The 16,754-nt window shown below is 73.6% G+C and carries 17 protein-coding genes; 12 read left to right on the forward strand and 5 right to left on the reverse strand.

Features of this window, described 5'->3' with window-relative positions; genetic code table 11:
- Positions 1 to 110: 110 nt before the first annotated feature.
- Together ACFXGA_RS23790 and ACFXGA_RS23795 are read right to left on the reverse strand one after the other, a co-directional pair.
- Positions 111 to 1,007: a GNAT family N-acetyltransferase gene (locus ACFXGA_RS23790; protein ID WP_378091172.1), complete on the reverse strand. Its 897-nt coding sequence runs from the start codon at positions 1,005 to 1,007 to the stop codon at positions 111 to 113.
- Positions 1,008 to 1,044: 37 nt separating this feature from the next.
- Positions 1,045 to 2,451, reverse strand: a complete 1,407-nt coding sequence (locus ACFXGA_RS23795; RefSeq protein WP_378091233.1) for a bifunctional phosphatase PAP2/diacylglycerol kinase family protein — start codon at positions 2,449 to 2,451, stop codon at positions 1,045 to 1,047.
- Positions 2,452 to 2,558: 107 nt separating this feature from the next.
- On the opposite strand from ACFXGA_RS23795, the gene pafA reads away from it, so the two are divergent.
- From pafA to ACFXGA_RS23810, 3 genes are all read left to right on the forward strand, one after another.
- Positions 2,559 to 3,917 carry a Pup--protein ligase gene (pafA, locus tag ACFXGA_RS23800; protein ID WP_378091174.1) on the forward strand — a complete coding sequence of 453 codons (1,359 nt, stop codon included), beginning with the start codon at positions 2,559 to 2,561 and terminating at the stop codon, positions 3,915 to 3,917.
- 90 nt (positions 3,918 to 4,007) lie between these two features.
- Entirely contained in the window at positions 4,008 to 4,568 is a 561-nt protein-coding gene (locus tag ACFXGA_RS23805) for an ArsR/SmtB family transcription factor (protein ID WP_378091177.1), read from the forward strand.
- The gene (locus ACFXGA_RS23810; protein ID WP_378091179.1) at positions 4,561 to 5,436 is read left to right on the forward strand and encodes an SRPBCC family protein; all 876 of its coding nucleotides are present in this window, start codon (positions 4,561 to 4,563) and stop codon (positions 5,434 to 5,436) included. The genes ACFXGA_RS23805 and ACFXGA_RS23810 overlap by 8 nt, the downstream gene beginning before the upstream one ends.
- On the opposite strand, the gene ACFXGA_RS23815 is transcribed toward ACFXGA_RS23810, so the two are convergent.
- Both ACFXGA_RS23815 and ACFXGA_RS23820 read right to left on the reverse strand, forming a co-directional pair.
- Positions 5,423 to 6,052: a response regulator gene (locus ACFXGA_RS23815; protein ID WP_378091181.1), complete on the reverse strand. Its 630-nt coding sequence runs from the start codon at positions 6,050 to 6,052 to the stop codon at positions 5,423 to 5,425. The genes ACFXGA_RS23810 and ACFXGA_RS23815 overlap by 14 nt on opposite strands.
- Positions 6,049 to 7,014 (reverse strand): sensor histidine kinase, encoded by a 966-nt coding sequence (locus ACFXGA_RS23820; RefSeq protein ID WP_378091183.1) that lies wholly within the window; start codon positions 7,012 to 7,014, stop codon positions 6,049 to 6,051. Before ACFXGA_RS23820 ends, ACFXGA_RS23815 begins: the two co-directional genes overlap by 4 nt.
- A gap of 137 nt (positions 7,015 to 7,151) precedes the next feature.
- On the opposite strand from ACFXGA_RS23820, the gene ACFXGA_RS23825 reads away from it, so the two are divergent.
- The 7 genes from ACFXGA_RS23825 to ACFXGA_RS23855 all read left to right on the forward strand — a co-directional run bounded on the left by ACFXGA_RS23825 (position 7,152) and on the right by ACFXGA_RS23855 (position 12,473).
- Positions 7,152 to 7,658, forward strand: coding sequence for a heme-binding protein (locus tag ACFXGA_RS23825; protein WP_378091185.1), 507 nt, complete (start codon positions 7,152 to 7,154; stop codon positions 7,656 to 7,658).
- A gap of 247 nt (positions 7,659 to 7,905) precedes the next feature.
- A complete protein-coding gene (locus ACFXGA_RS23830; protein ID WP_378091187.1) occupies positions 7,906 to 8,892 on the forward strand; it encodes a helix-turn-helix transcriptional regulator in 987 nt (328 codons plus the stop codon).
- Positions 8,889 to 9,860, forward strand: a complete 972-nt coding sequence (locus ACFXGA_RS23835; protein ID WP_378091189.1) for a helix-turn-helix transcriptional regulator — start codon at positions 8,889 to 8,891, stop codon at positions 9,858 to 9,860. Before ACFXGA_RS23830 ends, ACFXGA_RS23835 begins: the two co-directional genes overlap by 4 nt.
- Before the next feature lie 19 nt (positions 9,861 to 9,879).
- Entirely contained in the window at positions 9,880 to 10,146 is a 267-nt protein-coding gene (locus ACFXGA_RS23840; protein WP_378091191.1) for a bacteriophage holin, read from the forward strand.
- Positions 10,147 to 10,180: 34 nt separating this feature from the next.
- Positions 10,181 to 10,507, forward strand: coding sequence for a Sec-independent protein translocase subunit TatA (gene tatA / locus ACFXGA_RS23845; RefSeq protein ID WP_378091193.1), 327 nt, complete (start codon positions 10,181 to 10,183; stop codon positions 10,505 to 10,507).
- A gap of 119 nt (positions 10,508 to 10,626) precedes the next feature.
- Positions 10,627 to 11,544, forward strand: coding sequence for a twin-arginine translocase subunit TatC (gene tatC, locus ACFXGA_RS23850; RefSeq protein ID WP_378091235.1), 918 nt, complete (start codon positions 10,627 to 10,629; stop codon positions 11,542 to 11,544).
- 44 nt (positions 11,545 to 11,588) lie between these two features.
- Positions 11,589 to 12,473: a diacylglycerol/lipid kinase family protein gene (locus ACFXGA_RS23855; RefSeq protein ID WP_378091195.1), complete on the forward strand. Its 885-nt coding sequence runs from the start codon at positions 11,589 to 11,591 to the stop codon at positions 12,471 to 12,473.
- On the opposite strand, the gene ACFXGA_RS23860 is transcribed toward ACFXGA_RS23855, so the two are convergent.
- Positions 12,457 to 12,942, reverse strand: coding sequence for a hypothetical protein (locus ACFXGA_RS23860; RefSeq protein WP_378091197.1), 486 nt, complete (start codon positions 12,940 to 12,942; stop codon positions 12,457 to 12,459). The two genes, ACFXGA_RS23855 and ACFXGA_RS23860, sit on opposite strands and share 17 nt — an antisense overlap.
- A gap of 128 nt (positions 12,943 to 13,070) precedes the next feature.
- On the opposite strand from ACFXGA_RS23860, the gene ACFXGA_RS23865 reads away from it, so the two are divergent.
- Entirely contained in the window at positions 13,071 to 15,836 is a 2,766-nt protein-coding gene (locus ACFXGA_RS23865; protein ID WP_378091199.1) for a DEAD/DEAH box helicase, read from the forward strand.
- A 111-nt stretch (positions 15,837 to 15,947) separates the two neighbouring features.
- Entirely contained in the window at positions 15,948 to 16,637 is a 690-nt protein-coding gene (locus tag ACFXGA_RS23870) for a DUF4333 domain-containing protein (protein ID WP_378091201.1), read from the forward strand.
- Positions 16,638 to 16,754: the final 117 nt, after the last annotated feature.

Below are 16,754 nucleotides of genomic sequence, written 5' to 3' on the forward strand. Positions count from 1 at the left end.
GCCTCTCTCTCGCGACACACCCCCGCTCCCACCACCCCCCACCCCCCCGCGGGGGGCCGCGCCCCCGCCCGCCCCCGCGCCCCCGCGCCCGCCCCCCCCCCCGGTGCGCGTCACAGGTCCAGCGCCCAGGTCTGCGCCTCGACGTCACGCCCGAACAGGTGCTCGGGCGCGCTCGTCTCCAGGGTGAACCCGGCCCTCTCGTAGAGGTGCCGCGAGGCCGCCAGCCCCGCCACGGTCCACAGCACCACCCGCTCGTACCCGGCGCGGCGGGCGAAGGCGAGGCACTCGTCCACCAGCCGCCCGCCGATGCCCAGGCCGCGCGCGGCGGGCTCGACCAGCAGCAGGCGCAGCTTGGCGGTGCGGTCGTCCACCCGCACGCAGAAGACCGATCCGACCGGCTCGCCGTCGACCTCGGCGATCCACGCCGCCTCGCGGTCGGGCAGGTGGCGCTCCCCGAACTCGCCCGCGACCCGCGCCACCAGCGCCTCGAAGGTCCGGTCGAACCCGCACTCCTCCGCGTACCGCACGCCGTGGCGGTTCACCACCCACCCCAGGTCGCCGGGCCGCAACGGCCGCAGCAGGTACGCCCGGGGCGCGCCCGTGAGCAGCCGTTCCACCTTCCGCATGGACGCCACCAGCGCGTCCCGGTCCGAGGGCGGCACGCCGTCGAGCAGCTTGCCGATCTCGACGTCGGAACGGGCGTTCAACTCGGCGAACACCGACTCGCCGCGCGGGGTGAGGGCGACGACGTGGCGGCGCTGGTCGCGCTCGGCCGGCGTGCGGGTGACCAGGCCGTCGCGGTCGAAGGCGGTCAGGATGCGGCTGAGGTAGCCGGCGTCCAGGCCCAGCGCGGCGCGCAGGTCGGGGACCTCGCACGGCCCCGAGGCCAGCTCGAACAGCACCCGGGCCTCGGTCACCGAGTAGGGCGAGTCCAGGTAGCCGCGGTCCAGCAGGCCGATCACGCGGGTGTAGAAGCGGGTGAACGCGCGGACGTCCGCGACCGTCATCGTTGACTCCCTCAACAGAACCGTTGACGGAGTCAACCTATCCTCGGGGTCGGTAGACGGCCAGGGCGGCCGGCCGGGACCGGAACTCGAAGACCGCGCCGGTCGGCCCCACCTCGCCGTCCGTCGCGATCGCCACCTCGCCGTCGCGCAGCCGCACGTCCAGCCACCGCGTCTCCAGGTGCCGGTAGGTGCGGCTGCGGTGCAGGGACCCGAGCAGCGCGCCGAGGAAGAACCGGGCACGCGAGAACCGGGTGTCGGCGCGGATGTACCGCACGTCCATCAGGCCCGCGTCGAGGGCCGGCCGCATGGTCGGCGCGAAGCCCTTCGGCCGGTACGGGCCGTTGCCGACGAACAGCATCCACACCAGGTGCGGCTCGCCGTTCAGCTCCACCCGCAGCGGCCGGGACGTGCGCAGCACGCGGGCCAGCGCGATCGCCGCCGCGGGCCACTTGCCCCACCGGTCCTGGAGCTGCTCGCGCAGCCGCACCATGTCCGGGTAGCCGCCGAGGCTCGCGGTGTTGACGAACCAGCGCGGCCCGGAGCCGTCCACCGACACCGCGGCCAGGTCGACCAGCACGGCGTCGCCGTCCGCGACGGCCCGCGCGGTGTCCGCCAGGCCCCGCACGCCCACGTCGCGGGCGAAGTGGTTCAGCGTCCCGGCGGGCACCAGGGCCAGCGGCAGCCGGTTCGCCGCCGCCAGCGCCGCGACCGCGGCCACCGACCCGTCACCGCCCGCCACCCCCAGCGCACGCGGAGCGTGATCGGCGATCACCGTGTCGAGATCCTCGATTCCCACGATCGTGGCCTTGGGCCAGGTGCGCAGCAGATCCTCGGTCGGGTCGTCCGCGCCCAGCCCGGCGCTGGGGTTCACCACGACCACCAGCCCCTCGCCGTCGACCAGGGCGTCCGCCGCGTGGTGCTCGCGCGCCGACGCGGGCTCGGTGCGCCCCAGCGGCCACCAACGCCTGGTCAGCAGGGCCGCGCCCGCCCCGATCGCGGCGCCCGCGGCCACGTCGGACGGCCAGTGCACGCCCGTGTGCACCCGCGAGTACGCCACCGCCGCCGCGACCGGCGCGACCGCCGCCGCCAGCGCGGGCGACTCCATCGCCACCGCCGTGGTGAACGCCGCCGCCGACGCCGCGTGACCGGACGGGAACGACGACGACGTGGGCCGACGGGTCAGCCGCCGGGGCACGAGCAGCAGGTCGGCGGCGGGCCGGCGGCGCGGGAACAGGCGCTTGGCCACGAGGCTCGCGGTGAAGCTCGCGCCGCCGATCGCGGCCACCCCGCGCAGCGCCGCGCGCCTGGTCACGCCCTTGCGCACGGCCAGCACGGCGGCGATCACGAGCCACAACGCGCTGTGGTTGGCGGCCCGGGACAATCGCTTCAAACCGGCGTCCACCGGTGAGGCGCGCAGCGCCGCGGAACGGCTCATCAGGGTCATGTCCAGGCGGTTCACTCGTCGGAGCACATGAGAACGTTATCCGCGAAAACGGCGTGACGCCCGATTGGATCACTGAGGAAAGCTCCGAATGCGCCTACTGTTGAGGGATGCAGCGGCGGATCTTCGGCATTGAGACTGAGTTCGGGGTGACCTGCACCTTCCACGGGCAGCGCAGGCTGTCCCCGGATGAGGTCGCGCGTTATCTGTTCCGCCGGGTCGTCTCGTGGGGACGCTCGTCGAACGTCTTCCTGCGCAACGGCTCTCGGCTCTACCTGGACGTGGGCTCGCACCCCGAGTACGCCACGGCGGAATGCGACGACCTCGCCCAGCTCGTCACGCATGACAAGGCTGGTGAGCGGATCCTCGAGGACCTGCTCGTCGATGCCGAGCGCAGGCTCGCCGACGAGGGCATCGGGGGAGACATCTTCCTGTTCAAGAACAACACCGACTCCGCGGGCAACTCCTACGGTTGCCACGAGAACTACCTGGTCGCGCGGGCGGGGGAGTTCTCCCGCATCGCCGACGTCCTGCTGCCGTTCCTGGTGACCAGGCAGCTCATCTGCGGCGCGGGCAAGGTGCTCCAGACGCCGCGCGGAGCGGTCTACTGCCTGTCGCAGCGGGCCGAGCACATCTGGGAGGGCGTGTCCAGCGCCACCACCCGGTCCCGGCCGATCATCAACACCCGCGACGAGCCGCACGCCGACGCCGAGCGCTACCGCAGGCTCCACGTCATCGTCGGCGACTCGAACATGTCCGAGGTGACCACGCTGCTCAAGGTGGGCAGCGCCAACCTCGTGCTGGAGATGATCGAACAGGGCGTGCAGTTCCGCGACTTCAGCCTGGACAACCCGATCCGCGCCATCCGCGAGATCAGCCACGACCTCACCGGCAGGCGCACCGTGCGGCTGGCGGGCGGCAAGGAGGCGTCGGCGCTGGACATCCAGCGGGAGTACTACGAGCGCGCGGTGGAGCACGTGGCCAAGCGCGCGCCGGACCCCATGGCGGAGCGGGTGCTGGAGCTGTGGGGCCGCACGTTGGACGCGGTCGAGTCCGAGGACCTGTCCAAGATCGACCGCGAGATCGACTGGGCCATCAAGTACCGGCTGATGGAGCGCTACCAGGCCAAGCACGGCATGGACCTGTCCAACCCGCGCATCGCCCAGCTCGACCTCGCCTACCACGACATCCGCCGCGGCCGGGGCATCTTCGACCTGCTCCAGCGCAAGGACCAGGTCGAGCGGGTCACCGACGACGGCGAGATCGAGGCCGCCAAGGACACCCCGCCGCAGACCACGCGGGCCAAGCTGCGCGGCGACTTCATCGCCGCCGCGCAGGCCGCGGGCCGCGACTTCACCGTCGACTGGGTGCACCTGAAGCTCAACGACCAGGCGCAGCGCACCGTGCTGTGCAAGGACCCGTTCCGCGCCGTGGACGAGCGCGTGGAGCGGCTCATCTCCTCGCTGTAGGGCGAGCGGCGGACCCCGGGCCGAGGGCGGCCCGGGGTTTCCCCGGCCCGATTGACAAAACAGGTTTTTACGTACAGGATGATTTTTGCGATGAGAGACGTCCTGTACCTGGAGCAGATCGAGCAGGCCGAGGCGCTGCTCAAGCCGCAGCGCATCGAGGTGCTGCGGCAGTTGGCCGAGCCGAAGTCGTGCACCGAGGTGGCCGCCGCGCTCGACCAGACCCCGCAGCGGGTCTACTACCACGTGAAACGCCTGGTCGAAGCCGGTCTGGTGACCCGCGTGGACGAGCGGCGGGTGCGCGGCATCAGCGAGGGCGTGTACCAGGCCGGCGCGCGGTCGTACTGGCTGTCGCCCGCGCTGGTCGGCCGGCTCGGGCTGCGCCGCGCGCAGGACGAGCTGAGCCTGGGTTACCTGCTGGACCTGGTGGAACGGGTCCAGGCGGACATCGCGGGCCTGGACCGCACCAGGCCCGAGCTGCCGTCGCTGGGCGTGTCGGGCGAGATCCGGGTCCGCCCCGACCAGCGGCAGCGGTTCTTCGACGAGCTGAGGACGACCCTGCAGGACCTGTTCAGCCGCTACGGCGGCGCGGAGGGCGACGCCTTCCGCCTGGCCGTGGCGTGCTACCCGAAGGAGGAGGAGACCGATGAGTGAGACCGTGGTCCTTCGCGCCCGCACCACCGCGCCCGTCGACCGGGTGCGCCGGGCCGTGACCGACGCCGCCGAGCTGCGCGCGTGGCTGGCCGAGCACGCGGCCGTGGAGCTGCCCGACCGGTTCGAGTTCTGGGGCCGCCACACCCCGGAGGGCGACGCGCCGCACCAGGTCCTGCGGCACGTGGACGAGCACTCGCTGCGGTTCGACTGGCACGTGGGCGGCGAGGACACCTCGGTCGCGATCGGCTGGTCCGCGACCGACGACGGCACCGTGGTCACGCTGTCGCAGAGCCACTTCCCCGGCTGGGAGGCGGCCGTCGCCGAGGTCGGCGTGCTCGGCTACCTCTACACCTACTGGTGCCTGGCGCTGGCCAACCTGGTCGACCACCTCGAAGGCCGCCCGCTCACCCCGAAGGTCGACTTCACCACGGTCGAGATGCGCGGCGAGGTGCTCATCGACGCGCCGGTCGCCGCGGTCGCCCGGTCCCTGGTCGACGCCGAGCAGTACTCCCGCTGGTTCGGCGCGAAGATCGACATCGAGGCGTGGGAGGGTGGCCGGGTCGCCATGGGCGGCTTCGACGCGAACCCGCAGCCCGCGAAGGTGGTCGACTTCGAACCCGACCGGCGCATGGGCATCGACTGGGGCGGCATGGTGTCGACCTGGGAGCTGGCCGAGTCCGGCGGCGGCACCCGGCTGACGTTCGTGCAGAGCGGGTTCGACACCGGCCGGCCGCCGTACGGGGCGTGGGCGGGCTGGCTGTCGGGCGTGGCCGAGCTGCGCCGCTACCACGAGCTGCCCGACTGGCGGCCGATCTGGCTGCGGCCGGACGTGCCCGGCCTGCCCGACGGGGTGCTCACCGGGAGCTGAGGCGGATCAGCTTCAGCTCCACGGCGGTCCGCACGGCCGCCGTCCGGGTGTCCACGCCCAGCTTCGCGAAGATCCGCACCAGGTGCGTCTTCACCGTCGCCTCGCTGATGAACAACGCCCTGGCGATCTCCCGGTTCGACAGGCCGCGGCCGAGGTGGTCGAGGATCTGCACCTCGCGGCGGGTGACCGCGGGCGCCTGCGCCGGCCGCAGCAGCCGGCGGGCGATGTCGGGCGACAGCACGGTCCGGCCCGCGGACGCCTGGCGGACCGCGGCCGCCAGCTCCTCGGGCGGGCAGTCCTTGAGCAGGTAGCCCGTCGCGCCCGCCTCGACCGCCCGCACCACGTCCGCGTCCGAGTCGTACGTGGTCAGCACCACGACCTGCGGCGGGTCCGGCAGCGCGCGGACGCGCCGGGTGGCCTCCACGCCGTCGATCCCCGCGCCCAGCCGCAGGTCCATCAGCACCACGTCCACGTCCCGCGTCGCGGCCAGCCGCACCGCGTCCTCGCCCGTGGCCGCCTCGGCGACCACCTCGAAGTCGCGGGCCAGCAGCCCGGCCAGGCCGAACCGGGCCACCGGGTGGTCGTCCACCACCAGCACCCGCAGCCGCCCGGTCACGGCGTCGGCACGCTCACGGCCAGCGCCGTGCCCTCGCCCGGCGCGCTCTCCACCGTCATCGTGCCGCCCAGCTCGGCGACCCGGTCGCGGATCGCGTCCAGCCCGTAGCCGCGCCCCGGCTCGGGGCGGACCGCCGCCGGGTCGAACCCGCGGCCGTCGTCGCGCACGTCCAGCGTCATCGCGTCGCCCAGGTACGTCAGCGTGACCACGGCGGTGGTGGCGTCGGCGTGCTCCCGCACGTTGGCCAGCGCGCCCTGCGCGACCCGCAGCAACGCCACCTCCACCGGCACCGGCAGCGGGTACGGCTCGCCCTCCACCTCGACCCGGTCGCACAGGGCGCGCAACGCCCCGGTCAGCGTGCGGCCCTGCAACGGCGACAGGTCGCGGACGAACCGGCGCGCCTCGGCGAGGTTGTCCCTGGCCACCTCGCGGGCCCGGGCGGTGTCGCCCAGCTCCAGCAGCAGCACGATGCTGGACAGGCCCTGCGCCAGCGTGTCGTGGATGTCCCGCGCCAGCCGCTGCCGCTCCTCCAGCGCGCCCGCCCGGCGCAGCAGCCGGCGCCGGTCGAAGAACACCGCCGCGGTGATCACCGCGACCCCGACCGGGCCGAGCACCAGGCTCGGCTCCGCCACGTCGGCCAACCGGACCTGCGCCGACACCACCGCGACCGTCAGCACGGCGGCCAGCGGGACCGCCACCCGCGGCCGGAGCTGCCGCAGGCACTGGAAGAACAGCGGGATCGCGCACCAGCCGAAGCTCGGGGCCGCCCACGACACCACCAGCCACAGCGCCAGCACGGCCGGCAGCGCGGCCGTCCACCGCACGCCGAACGGGTAGGCCACGCCCAGCAGGACGGCCGTGACCAGCACGGCGGGCGCGACGCCGTGGTACGCGACGTACCGCGCCGCCGACGCCGTCAGCAGCACGTAGAAGCCCGCGTGCATCGCCCGGTGCAGCCACACGGGGCCGACCCTAGGCCAGGCCGCGGCGCGTGGGGTCAACCGATGGGTTGAACCCGGTTCAACCGGAACCACCAGGTCGCGGCGGCGCGGGGCGGCGAGGCTCGAACCCGGAAGGAACCGACGAGGAGGGTGTGGCGATGCGCAGGACCACGATCGCGGTGCTGGTGGCGGTGTCCCTGGCGGGCGCCGGCGGGTACGCGGTGGCCGACCAGCAGCACGGGCGCAGCCGGGTCGCGGTGCGGACGGCGACGACCATCACCGTCGACGCCGCCGTGCGGGCGGCCCGGGCGGCGCTGGACGCGGCCGAGAAGGAGGGGCAGCGGGTCACCGTCGCCGTGGTGGATCGGGGCGGCGACGTGGTCGTGCTGCTGCACGGCGACGGCGCGGGGCCGCAGACGGAGGAGTCGGCGCGGCGCAAGGCGTTCACGTCGGTGTCGTTCAACGCGCCGACGTCGGAGCTGGCCGGGCGGGTGACCGGCGCGGGCGCGACGCTGCGGGACATCCCCGGCACGTTGTTCCTGGCCGGTGGCGTGCCCGTGGTGGCGGACGGCGCGCCGGTCGCGGGCATCGGGGTCGGCGGCGCGCCCAGCGGGGACCTGGACGAGCGCTTCGCGCGGGCCGGCCTCACCGCGATCGGCGGCTGACCGGTCGGCGGCGGTCGGGAGCCGCGACCGGCCCCGACCGCCCCCGACCGACCCACCGCCACCGGCCTGACTCGACTTCACCGCGCGACCGGACATCGGCTGATCAATCGTTTTCCCTGCTCAGGACATCGCAGAGCCACCTGACCCGGAATGCGGCACCCCTCGGCAATCGGCTGAATGGACCATTCACCCGCGTTCCGGACGGGGACGGCGTCATCCGGCGTTCGTCCGGGGTTAGGGTTCCGGTGTGGCCATCGCACGTGCCGAACGGCTCGTCAACCTGGTGCTGTGCCTGCTGTCGACCCGGCAGTACCTGACCGCCGAGCGCATCCGCGCCATCGTCCCCGGCTATGCCGACGCCCCGACGGACGAGGCGTTCTTCCGCATGTTCGAACGCGACAAGACCGAGCTGCGCGACCTCGGCGTGCCGCTGGAGACCGGCCGCAGCGCGGGCTTCGACGCGATCGACGGGTACCGCATCGCCCGCCGCGACTACGAGCTGGGCGACATCGACCTGGAGCCCGACGAGGCCGCCGCCGTGGCCCTGGCCGCCCGGCTGTGGGACTCGCCCCAGTTCACCGGCGCGGCCCACGGCGCGCTCATCAAGCTCCGCGCCGCGGGCGTGGACGTCGACCAGGACGTGCACGTGCCGGTCGAGCCGAAGGTCCGCACCACCGAACCGGCGTTCCCGCCGCTGCTCGCGGCCGTGCGGGAGGGGCGCGTGGTCGAGTTCGACTACCGCCGCCCGGCCCCGGTCGAGGTCCGCACCCGCACCGTCGAGCCGTGGGGCGTGGTCGCCTGGCGCGGCCGGTGGTACCTCGTCGGGCACGACCGCGACCGCGACGCGCCCCGCTGCTTCCGGCTGTCCCGGATCGTCGGCGACGTGCGCGCCCTGGGCAAACCGGGCGAGGTGCGGTCCCCCGAGCAGTTCGACCTGCTGTCGTTCGTGGTCCGCAACCAGCCCGCCGGCGACCAGGCGCCCGCCACGGCGCGCCTGTGGGTGGCCAAGGGGCGGGCGCAAGGGGTGCGCCGGCGGGCCCGCGTGCTGGGGGAGCGGACGTTCGACGGCGAGCCGGGCGACCTGCTGGAGATCGAGCTGCGGTTCCCCGACTCGGCGGCGACCTGGATCGCGGGCTTCGGCCCGGACGTGGTGGTGCTGGAGCCCGAGGTGCTGGCCAAGACGGTGCGGGAGAAGCTGCTGGGCGCGCTGCGCAGTGCGGGGGTGCGCGCGTGAACGCCGCCACCGACCGGCTGCCCCGGCTGCTCGCCCTGGTGCCCTACCTGCTGGCCCGCCCCGGCATCCCGATCGACGAGGTCGCCGCCGACTTCGAGGTCACGCCCAAGCAGATCCGCAAGGACCTCGAACTGCTGTGGATGTGCGGCCTGCCCGGCTACGGGCCGGGCGACCTGATCGACCTGTCGTTCGAGGGCGACACGGTGACCGTGACGTTCGACGCGGGCATGAGCAGGCCGCTGCGGCTGACCGCCGCGGAGGCGACGTCGCTGCTGGTGGCGCTGCGCGCGTTGGCCGAGACGCCCGGCGTCGCCGACCAGGCCGCGGTGCAGCGCGCGGTGGCCAAGATCGAGGCCGCGGTCGGGCAGGCGCAGCCCGCCGGCGTGGCCGTGGGCCTGGCCCTGCGCGAGGCCCCCGAGACCGCCCGCGTGCGCGACGCGGTGTCGGACGGCGTCCGCCGCGGTCGCGCCCTGCACCTGCGCTACTACACCCCGTCCCGGGACGAGGTCACCGAACGCGTCGTGGACCCGATGCGGATGCTGCTCGTGGACGGCCGCGGCTACCTGGAGGCGTGGTGCCGCGCGGCGGACGGCGTGCGGCTGTTCCGGCTCGACCGGATCGACGCGGTGGACGTGCTGGACGAGCCGGCCGCCCCGCCGCCCCACGCGACGCCCACCGACACCTCCGAGGGGCTGTTCCAGCCCGACCCGTCGCAGCGCACGGCCGTGCTGGTGCTCGAACCCGACGCCCGCTGGGTGGCCGAGTACTACCCGACGGACGGCCTGGTCGAGCTGCCCGAGGGCCGGGCCAGGGTGCTCATGCGGTACGCCGACACCGCCTGGATGGTCCGGCTGCTGCTCGGCCTGGGCGGCGAGGTGCACGTGGAGCAGCCGCCCGACCTGGTGGCGGAGGTGGCCCGGCAGGCGGAGGCGGCGTTGCGCCGGGCGGATCACCTCCCGGCAACCTAGGGCAAGTACGGTGGGTCCCGTGCCGTACTTGCCGATCCTGGTGTTGATCGTCCTCGGGGTGGTCGTGCTGGTCCTGACCGCGTTCCGGGTCATCGGGTCCTTGCGCCGCTTCCGCGCCGCCAGCAGTCTGGTGGGTGACAGGGTCGGCGACGGCGTCGGTCTGCTGCGGGCGCGGTTCGCCGCGCTCGGGGTGGCCGTCGCGCAACGGCGTCCGGATCACGCCCGCCAGGGCAAGCCCCGCGTACCATCGGTGGACCGGGGGAGACAGGAGGACAACGGTGCCTAACCTCGGACCTACCGAGCTGATCATCATCGCCGTGGTGATCATTCTGCTCTTCGGCGCGAAGAAGCTGCCCGACATGGCGCGCTCCCTCGGCCGTTCCGCGAAGATCCTCAAGGCCGAGACCAAGGGTCTGCGCAGCGACGACGAGCCGCAGCAGCAGGCCGCCCAGCAGACCGCCGTGCCGCAGCCCGCGCCGCAGCAGCTGCCGCCGGCCCAGCCGCAGGTGGTCCAGCAGCCGGTCGCCCAGCAGCCCGTCGTCCAGCCCCAGGTCGCGCAGCCCCAGGTGGCCCAGCCGCAGCCGGTGCAGCCGCAGGTGGCCCAGCCCGTCGAGCAGCCCGCGCAGAACAAGCAGAACACCAACTAAGCCGCGTCAACGAGAGCGTAAGGACGGTCCGCACGGTGGGGGCAAGTCCGGCCCGGTGGTGGGCCCAGCGCCGGGAACGCCGCAAGATCACGAGTCGTCGGGGCAACCCGGACGGCACCATGTCGTTGAAGGACCACCTCTACGACCTCCGGCACCGCCTGGGTCTGGCGCTGCTGTTCATCGTGCTCGGCGCGATCTTCGGCTTCATCTGGTGGGACGTGCGGTTCTTCGGCCTGCCGGACCTCGGGGCGATCGTGGTCGACCCGTACTGCGGGATCCCGGAGACCCAGCGGCTGACCCAGGCGGGGCAGGGCTGCCAGCTGCTCCAGACCAAGCCGTTCGAGGTCTTCATGATCCGGCTGAAGGTCGGCGCCGGCGCGGGCATGGCGCTGACCGCGCCGCTGTGGCTGTTCCAGGTGTGGCGGTTCATCTCGCCGGGCCTGTACGCCCGGGAGCGGCGGTTCGCCATCGTGTTCGTGGCGTGCGCGTCCGTGCTGTTCGTGGCGGGCGCCACGCTGGCGTTCTACGTCGTGCCGCAGGGCCTGGCGGTGCTGGTGAGCTTCGGTGACGAGCAGTTCATCACCGCGCTCACGGCGGGCGAGTACGTCAGCTTCGTCATGGCGCTGCTGCTGATCTTCGGCGTGAGCTTCGAGCTGCCGCTGATCGTGGTGATGCTCAACCAGGTCGGCGTGCTGAGCTACGAGAAGCTGAACAAGTGGCGGCGCGGCATCGTGTTCGGCCTGTTCGTCTTCGCCGCGTTCGCGACGCCGGGCACCGAGCCGATCTCGATGGTGGCCCTCGCGGTCGCGCTCGTGCTGCTGTTCGAGGTGGCCATCCAGATCGCCCGGGTGCACGACCGCCGGGTCGAGCGCCGGCGGAAGGCGGAGGGCCTGGACGAGCTGCCGGACGACGTGGCCGCGCCGTTCGACTACACGCCCTCGGTCGTGGAGGACCCGTCACCCGATCCGGTGCCGAGTTCGGGCACGCAGCCCACGCCGGAGCCTCCGGGGCGGGTGCGCTACGACGACGTCACCTGAACGGAACCGCTCGATCAGGTGACGCCTTTGTAGGCTTCCCGACCATGTCGACGTCAACGCGGGCGGCCCTGCTGGTGTGCCCCGCCTCGGGCAAGGGCAGGGCCGCGCGCATGGCGGGCACCGTCGCCGAACGGCTGCGCGCCGTGGTCGACCGGCTCGACCTGCACGTGGGGGCGACCGCCGAAGGCACCGCCGAGGCCGCGCGCCGCGCCGTGGACGACGGCGTGGACGTGCTGGTGGTCCTCGGCGGCGACGGCGGCGCGCACCTCGCCGTGCAGGCGTGCGCCCAGTCGCCGACCGCGCTCGCCGTCGTGCCCGCCGGCACCGGCAACGACCTGGCCGGCGCCCTGGGCACCCACTCGGTGGACGACGTGGCCCTCGCCCTCGCCGGCGGCGCCCGCCGCACCCTCGACCTCGGGCGCGTGGAGGGCGGCCCCTGGTTCGCCACCGTGCTGTGCGCGGGCTTCGACTCCGCCGTCAACGAGCGCGCGAACGCGATGCGCTGGCCCGCCGGACCGCGCCGCTACGACCTGGCGATCCTGGCCGAGCTGGCCGCGCTGCGCCCCCGCCGGCTCACCGTCGAGACCGACGACGACGTGCTGGAACTGGACGCGCTGCTGATCGCGGTCGGCAACACCACCAGCTACGGCGGCGGCATCCCGGTGTGCCCCGACGCCGACGCGACCGACGGCCTGTTCGACCTCACCGTGGTGCGCGCCGCGCCGCGGCGCACCCTGCTGCGGATGCTGCCCACGCTGCGCACCGGGCGGCACGTCGACCACCCGGCCGTGCGCACCCTGCGCGCCCGGTCCGCGCGCCTGTCCGGGCCGCCCTGGACCGCCTACGCCGACGGCGAACGGCTGTCGGCCGTGCCGCTGACCACGACGTGCGTGCCGAACGCCCTCACCGCCGTCACCGGTGGTGGCTGAGCACGTCCCGCCTGCGCCACGACGCGTGCGGCTCGGACGTGCCGCGGTCCCACAGCCACCCGGCCACCGCCAACACCCCGTCGGCCGCGGCCAACGGCGTGTCGTGCGCCGACTCGACCGTCTCGATCTCGTGCCTGCCGCAGTCCCGGATCGCGTCGCAGCGGACCGAGATCTCGCCCTCCACCTGCCACGGCGGCGGCGGGGAGACCACGTCGCGGTGCGGGTCGCGCGGCAGCGACACGTGCACCCGGAACGCCACCTCGTCGATCTCGGCCAGCGCCGACAGCCCGGCGTAGGGCGCGCCGGGCAGGTGGTCGAACACCAGGCCGGTGCCCGGTCTGCCCAGCCGGACCGCCAGCCGCTCGACCCGCGCGCCCGCCCGCCGCAGCCGGTCCAGCACGGGGTCCACGTCGACCAGGTCCGGGAACACCCACCGGAGGTCGCCCTCCGCCAACGGAATCGCCTCCACGTCGGACGAGTGTGCCGCACCCCGAGTACCGGTGGTCTTTATAGCTTCAGTGTTGATTAAAAGAAGCTCGTCCGATCCCGGTGCGGATCTGAAGCGATTTTGTCGGCCCCGTGTGACAGCCTGGACAGGTGTCAAGCACTTCGCGGTCTCCCGCCGACTCGTACGCGGACTTCCGCCGCCGCGCCTCCCGGCCCAAGCTGGCCGACTTCCTGGGGGTCCTCTCCTTCGAACTCGACCCGTTCCAGCAACGCGCCTGCGAGGCGCTGGAGGACGGGCACGGCGTGCTGGTCTGCGCGCCCACCGGCGCCGGCAAGACCGTCGTCGGCGAGTTCGCCGTGCACCTCGCGCTGTCCGAGGGCAGCAAGTGCTTCTACACGACACCGATCAAGGCGCTGTCGAACCAGAAGTACGCCGACCTCGTCGCCCGCTACGGCGCCGGCAAGGTCGGCCTGCTCACCGGCGACACGTCGGTCAACGGCGACGCGCCCATCGTCGTCATGACCACCGAGGTGCTGCGCAACATGCTCTACGCCGGCTCCTCCACCCTCACGGGCCTCGCCTACGTGGTGATGGACGAGATCCACTACCTGGCCGACCGGTTCCGCGGCCCGGTGTGGGAGGAGGTGATCCTGCACCTGCCCGAGTCCGTCCGCCTCGTCGGCCTGTCCGCCACCGTCAGCAACGCCGAGGAGTTCGGCGAGTGGCTCGTCGAGGTGCGCGGCGACACCACCGTCGTCGTGGACGAGCACCGGCCCGTGCCGCTGTGGCAGCACATGCTCGCCGGCGGCCGCATGATGGACCTCTTCGCGGGCGACGGCCCCGACGGGCACAACCGCATCAACCCGCAACTGCTGCGCCACACCGACGACCTGTCCCGCTTCCACGTGCCGTGGAGCCGCGGCCGCAACAACAAGGACCAGCGCGGCCGGCCACCCCGCGGCTCCGGCTTCAAACCGCCGTCCCGCGTCGACATCGTGCAGCGCCTCGACGGCGCGGGCCTGCTGCCCGCCATCGACTTCGTCTTCAGCCGCGCCGGCTGCGACGCCGCCGTCACCCAGTGCGTCCGCGCCGGCCTGCGCCTCAACTCCGCCGACGAGGTCGAGCAGATCCGCGAGGTCATCGAGGAGAAGACCAAGGACCTCCCGCAGGGCGACCTCATGGTGCTCGGCTACTGGGAGTGGCGCGAGGCGCTGGAACGCGGCATCGCGAGCCACCACGCCGGCCTGCTGCCCGCGTTCAAGGAAACCGTCGAGGAGCTGTTCGTGCGCGGCCTGGTGAAGGTCGTGTTCGCCACCGAAACCCTCGCGCTGGGCATCAACATGCCCGCCCGCACCGTCGTGCTGGAAAAGCTCGTCAAGTACAACGGCGAAGCGCACGTCGACCTCACCCCCGGCGAGTACACCCAGCTCACCGGGCGCGCCGGGCGGCGCGGCATCGACGTCGAGGGCCACGCCGTCGTCGTGTGGCAGCCCGGCGTCGACCCCAAGGCCGTCGGCGGCCTCGCCTCCACCCGCACCTACCCGCTGCGGTCCTCGTTCCGGCCCGGCTACAACATGGCCGTCAACCTCGTCCACCAGCTCGGCGCGGCCGCCGCCCGCGACCTGCTGGAGCAGTCGTTCGCCCAGTTCCAGGCCGACCGGTCGGTGGTCGGCCTGGCCCGCCGCATCGAACGCAACCGCGAGGCGCTCCAGGGCTACGCCGAGGCCATGACGTGCCACCTCGGCGACTTCACCGAGTACGCCTCCCTGCGCCGCCGCGTCGCGGAGCGGGAGAAGGCGCTGGTCCGCCAGAACACCTCCGCCAAGCGCGCCGAGGCCGCCGCGTCGCTGGAACGGCTGCGCAAGGGCGACGTGATCGCCGTGCCGTCCGGCCGCCGGTCCGGGCTCGCCGTCGTGATCGACCCGGGCCTCGAACCGCTCGGCGAGGCCCGGCCGTTCGTCGTCACCGAGGACCGCTGGGCCGGGCGGCTGTCGTCGGCGGACTTCCCCGTCGCCGTCGAGGTGCTCGGCAAGATGCGCCTGCCCCGGCAGGTCGACACCCGGTCCCCGAAGTCCCGGCGCGACCTGGCCGCGTCGCTGCGCGCCACCGGCATCGTCGCGCCCGCCACCCGCCGGCGTCGGTCCAACGCCGACGACGACGCGGAACTGGCCACCCTGCGGCGGGCGTTGCGCGCACACCCGTGCCACGCCTGCGAGAAGCGCGAGGAGCACGCCCGCTGGGGCGAGCGCTACCACCGGCTGCTCGCCGAGACCGAGCAGGTGGAGCGCAAGGTCGCCGCCACCACCCACTCGCTGGCCCGCGAGTTCGACCGCATCCGCGGCCTGCTGCGCGAACGCGGCTACCTGCACGCCGAGGAGAGCGGCCCCGGCGAAGAGGTCACCGCCCACGGCAAGCGGCTCGCGCGGCTCTACAGCGAGTCCGACCTGCTGGCCGCCGAATGCCTGCGGCACGGCGTGTGGCGCGACCTCGACCCGGCCGAACTGGCGGCCGTCGTGTCCGCGCTGGTGTACGAGGCGCGGCGCGACGGCCCGCTGGAGACGCGGCTGCCGCCCGGCAAGGTGTCCGACGCGTTGACCGCCACCGCCCGGCTGTGGGCCGAGTTGGAGGACGACGAGCGCCGGCACCGGCTCGACCGCACCCGCCAGCCCGACCCGGGGTTCGCGTGGGCGGTGTACCGGTGGGCGCGCGGCGAGTCGCTGGAGAAGGTGCTGTCCGCCGCCGAGGAGAACGGCGCGGAGCTGGGCGCGGGCGACTTCGTCCGGTGGTGCCGCCAGGTGATCGACTTCCTGGACCAGATCCGGGACGTCGTCGGAGGGGGCGATCCGGTCGGCGCGGCCGCCCGGAAGGCGGTCGACGCGCTGCGCCGCGGGGTGGTGGCGATGGCCACCGTTTGACAAAGCTTTGCGGGGCGGGTGCGTACGGTGCGCACTCCTGTGGTTTGATCGCGCCCGCAAGCCGTGAACAGCTTGTCCAGACCGTTCCAGACCTACCGTCGGAGGCCGAGCATGACCAGTCCGTACGGACCGTCCGGAGGGAACGACCCGCAGCAGCAGTGGGGCCAGCAGCAACAGCCCTACGGCGGTGGGTACCCCGGCACGCCGTCGGGTGGTTTCCCCGCTCAGCAGCCCAACCCCTACGGGCAGCCTGACCCGTCGCAGCAGCAACAGCAGTGGGGTCAGCAGCAGCCGTACCCGCAGCAGTACCCCGGCGGATACGACCCGAACAACCCGCAGTCCAACCCGTACGGGCAGCCGCAGCAGAACCCGTACGGGCAGCCGGGGCAGTTCGGCCAGCCGGGCCAGCCGGGGCCGTACGGGCAGCAGCCGGGGCCGTACGGGCAGCCCGGCCAGTACGGCCAGCAGCCGCCGCAGAAGAAGTCGAGCGCGGTGCTGTGGGTCGTGGTGGCGCTGGTCGTGCTGGTGGTCGCCGCCGTCGGGATCACCGGTTTCGTCACGCCCGGGTTCTTCAACACCAAGGTGTTCGACCAGACGGCCGTGCAGAACGGTGTCGTCGGGGTGCTGAAGGACGACTACAAGATCTCCGACGTGGAGGGCGCGACGTGCCCCGCGGAGCAGGAGGTCAAGCCGAACACCACCTTCGAGTGCACCGTGAAGGTCGGCGGCAAGGACAAGAAGGTCAAGATCACGGTGAAGACCGAGGACGGCGAGTACGAGGTCGGCCAACCCGCCGGCTGAGCCTTCGTCCCACCGGGGCCCCCCCCCCGGCGGACGCGGGGGGGGGGGGGCATGCCCCCCCGGGCCCGGGTGGTGGGGGCGGGGGGGGGGGGCGCGCCGCCCCCGCCCCCCCCCCCC

Origin of the sequence: Actinosynnema sp. NPDC059335, assembly GCF_042752395.1 — a bacterium.
GTDB lineage: Bacteria > Actinomycetota > Actinomycetes > Mycobacteriales > Pseudonocardiaceae > Actinosynnema.

What these genes read in the sequence shown, in the direction of transcription:
- ACFXGA_RS23790 (WP_378091172.1), bottom strand. Translation starts at nt 1,007, where the DNA reads ATGACGGTCGCGGACGTCCGCGCGTTCACCCGCTTCTACACCCGCGTG.
- ACFXGA_RS23795 (WP_378091233.1), bottom strand. Translation starts at nt 2,451, where the DNA reads ATGACCCTGATGAGCCGTTCCGCGGCGCTGCGCGCCTCACCGGTGGAC.
- pafA (WP_378091174.1), top strand. Translation starts at nt 2,559, where the DNA reads ATGCAGCGGCGGATCTTCGGCATTGAGACTGAGTTCGGGGTGACCTGC.
- ACFXGA_RS23805 (WP_378091177.1), top strand. Translation starts at nt 4,008, where the DNA reads ATGAGAGACGTCCTGTACCTGGAGCAGATCGAGCAGGCCGAGGCGCTG.
- ACFXGA_RS23810 (WP_378091179.1), top strand. Translation starts at nt 4,561, where the DNA reads ATGAGTGAGACCGTGGTCCTTCGCGCCCGCACCACCGCGCCCGTCGAC.
- ACFXGA_RS23825 (WP_378091185.1), top strand. Translation starts at nt 7,152, where the DNA reads ATGCGCAGGACCACGATCGCGGTGCTGGTGGCGGTGTCCCTGGCGGGC.
- tatC (WP_378091235.1), top strand. Translation starts at nt 10,627, where the DNA reads ATGTCGTTGAAGGACCACCTCTACGACCTCCGGCACCGCCTGGGTCTG.
- ACFXGA_RS23855 (WP_378091195.1), top strand. Translation starts at nt 11,589, where the DNA reads ATGTCGACGTCAACGCGGGCGGCCCTGCTGGTGTGCCCCGCCTCGGGC.
- ACFXGA_RS23870 (WP_378091201.1), top strand. Translation starts at nt 15,948, where the DNA reads ATGACCAGTCCGTACGGACCGTCCGGAGGGAACGACCCGCAGCAGCAG.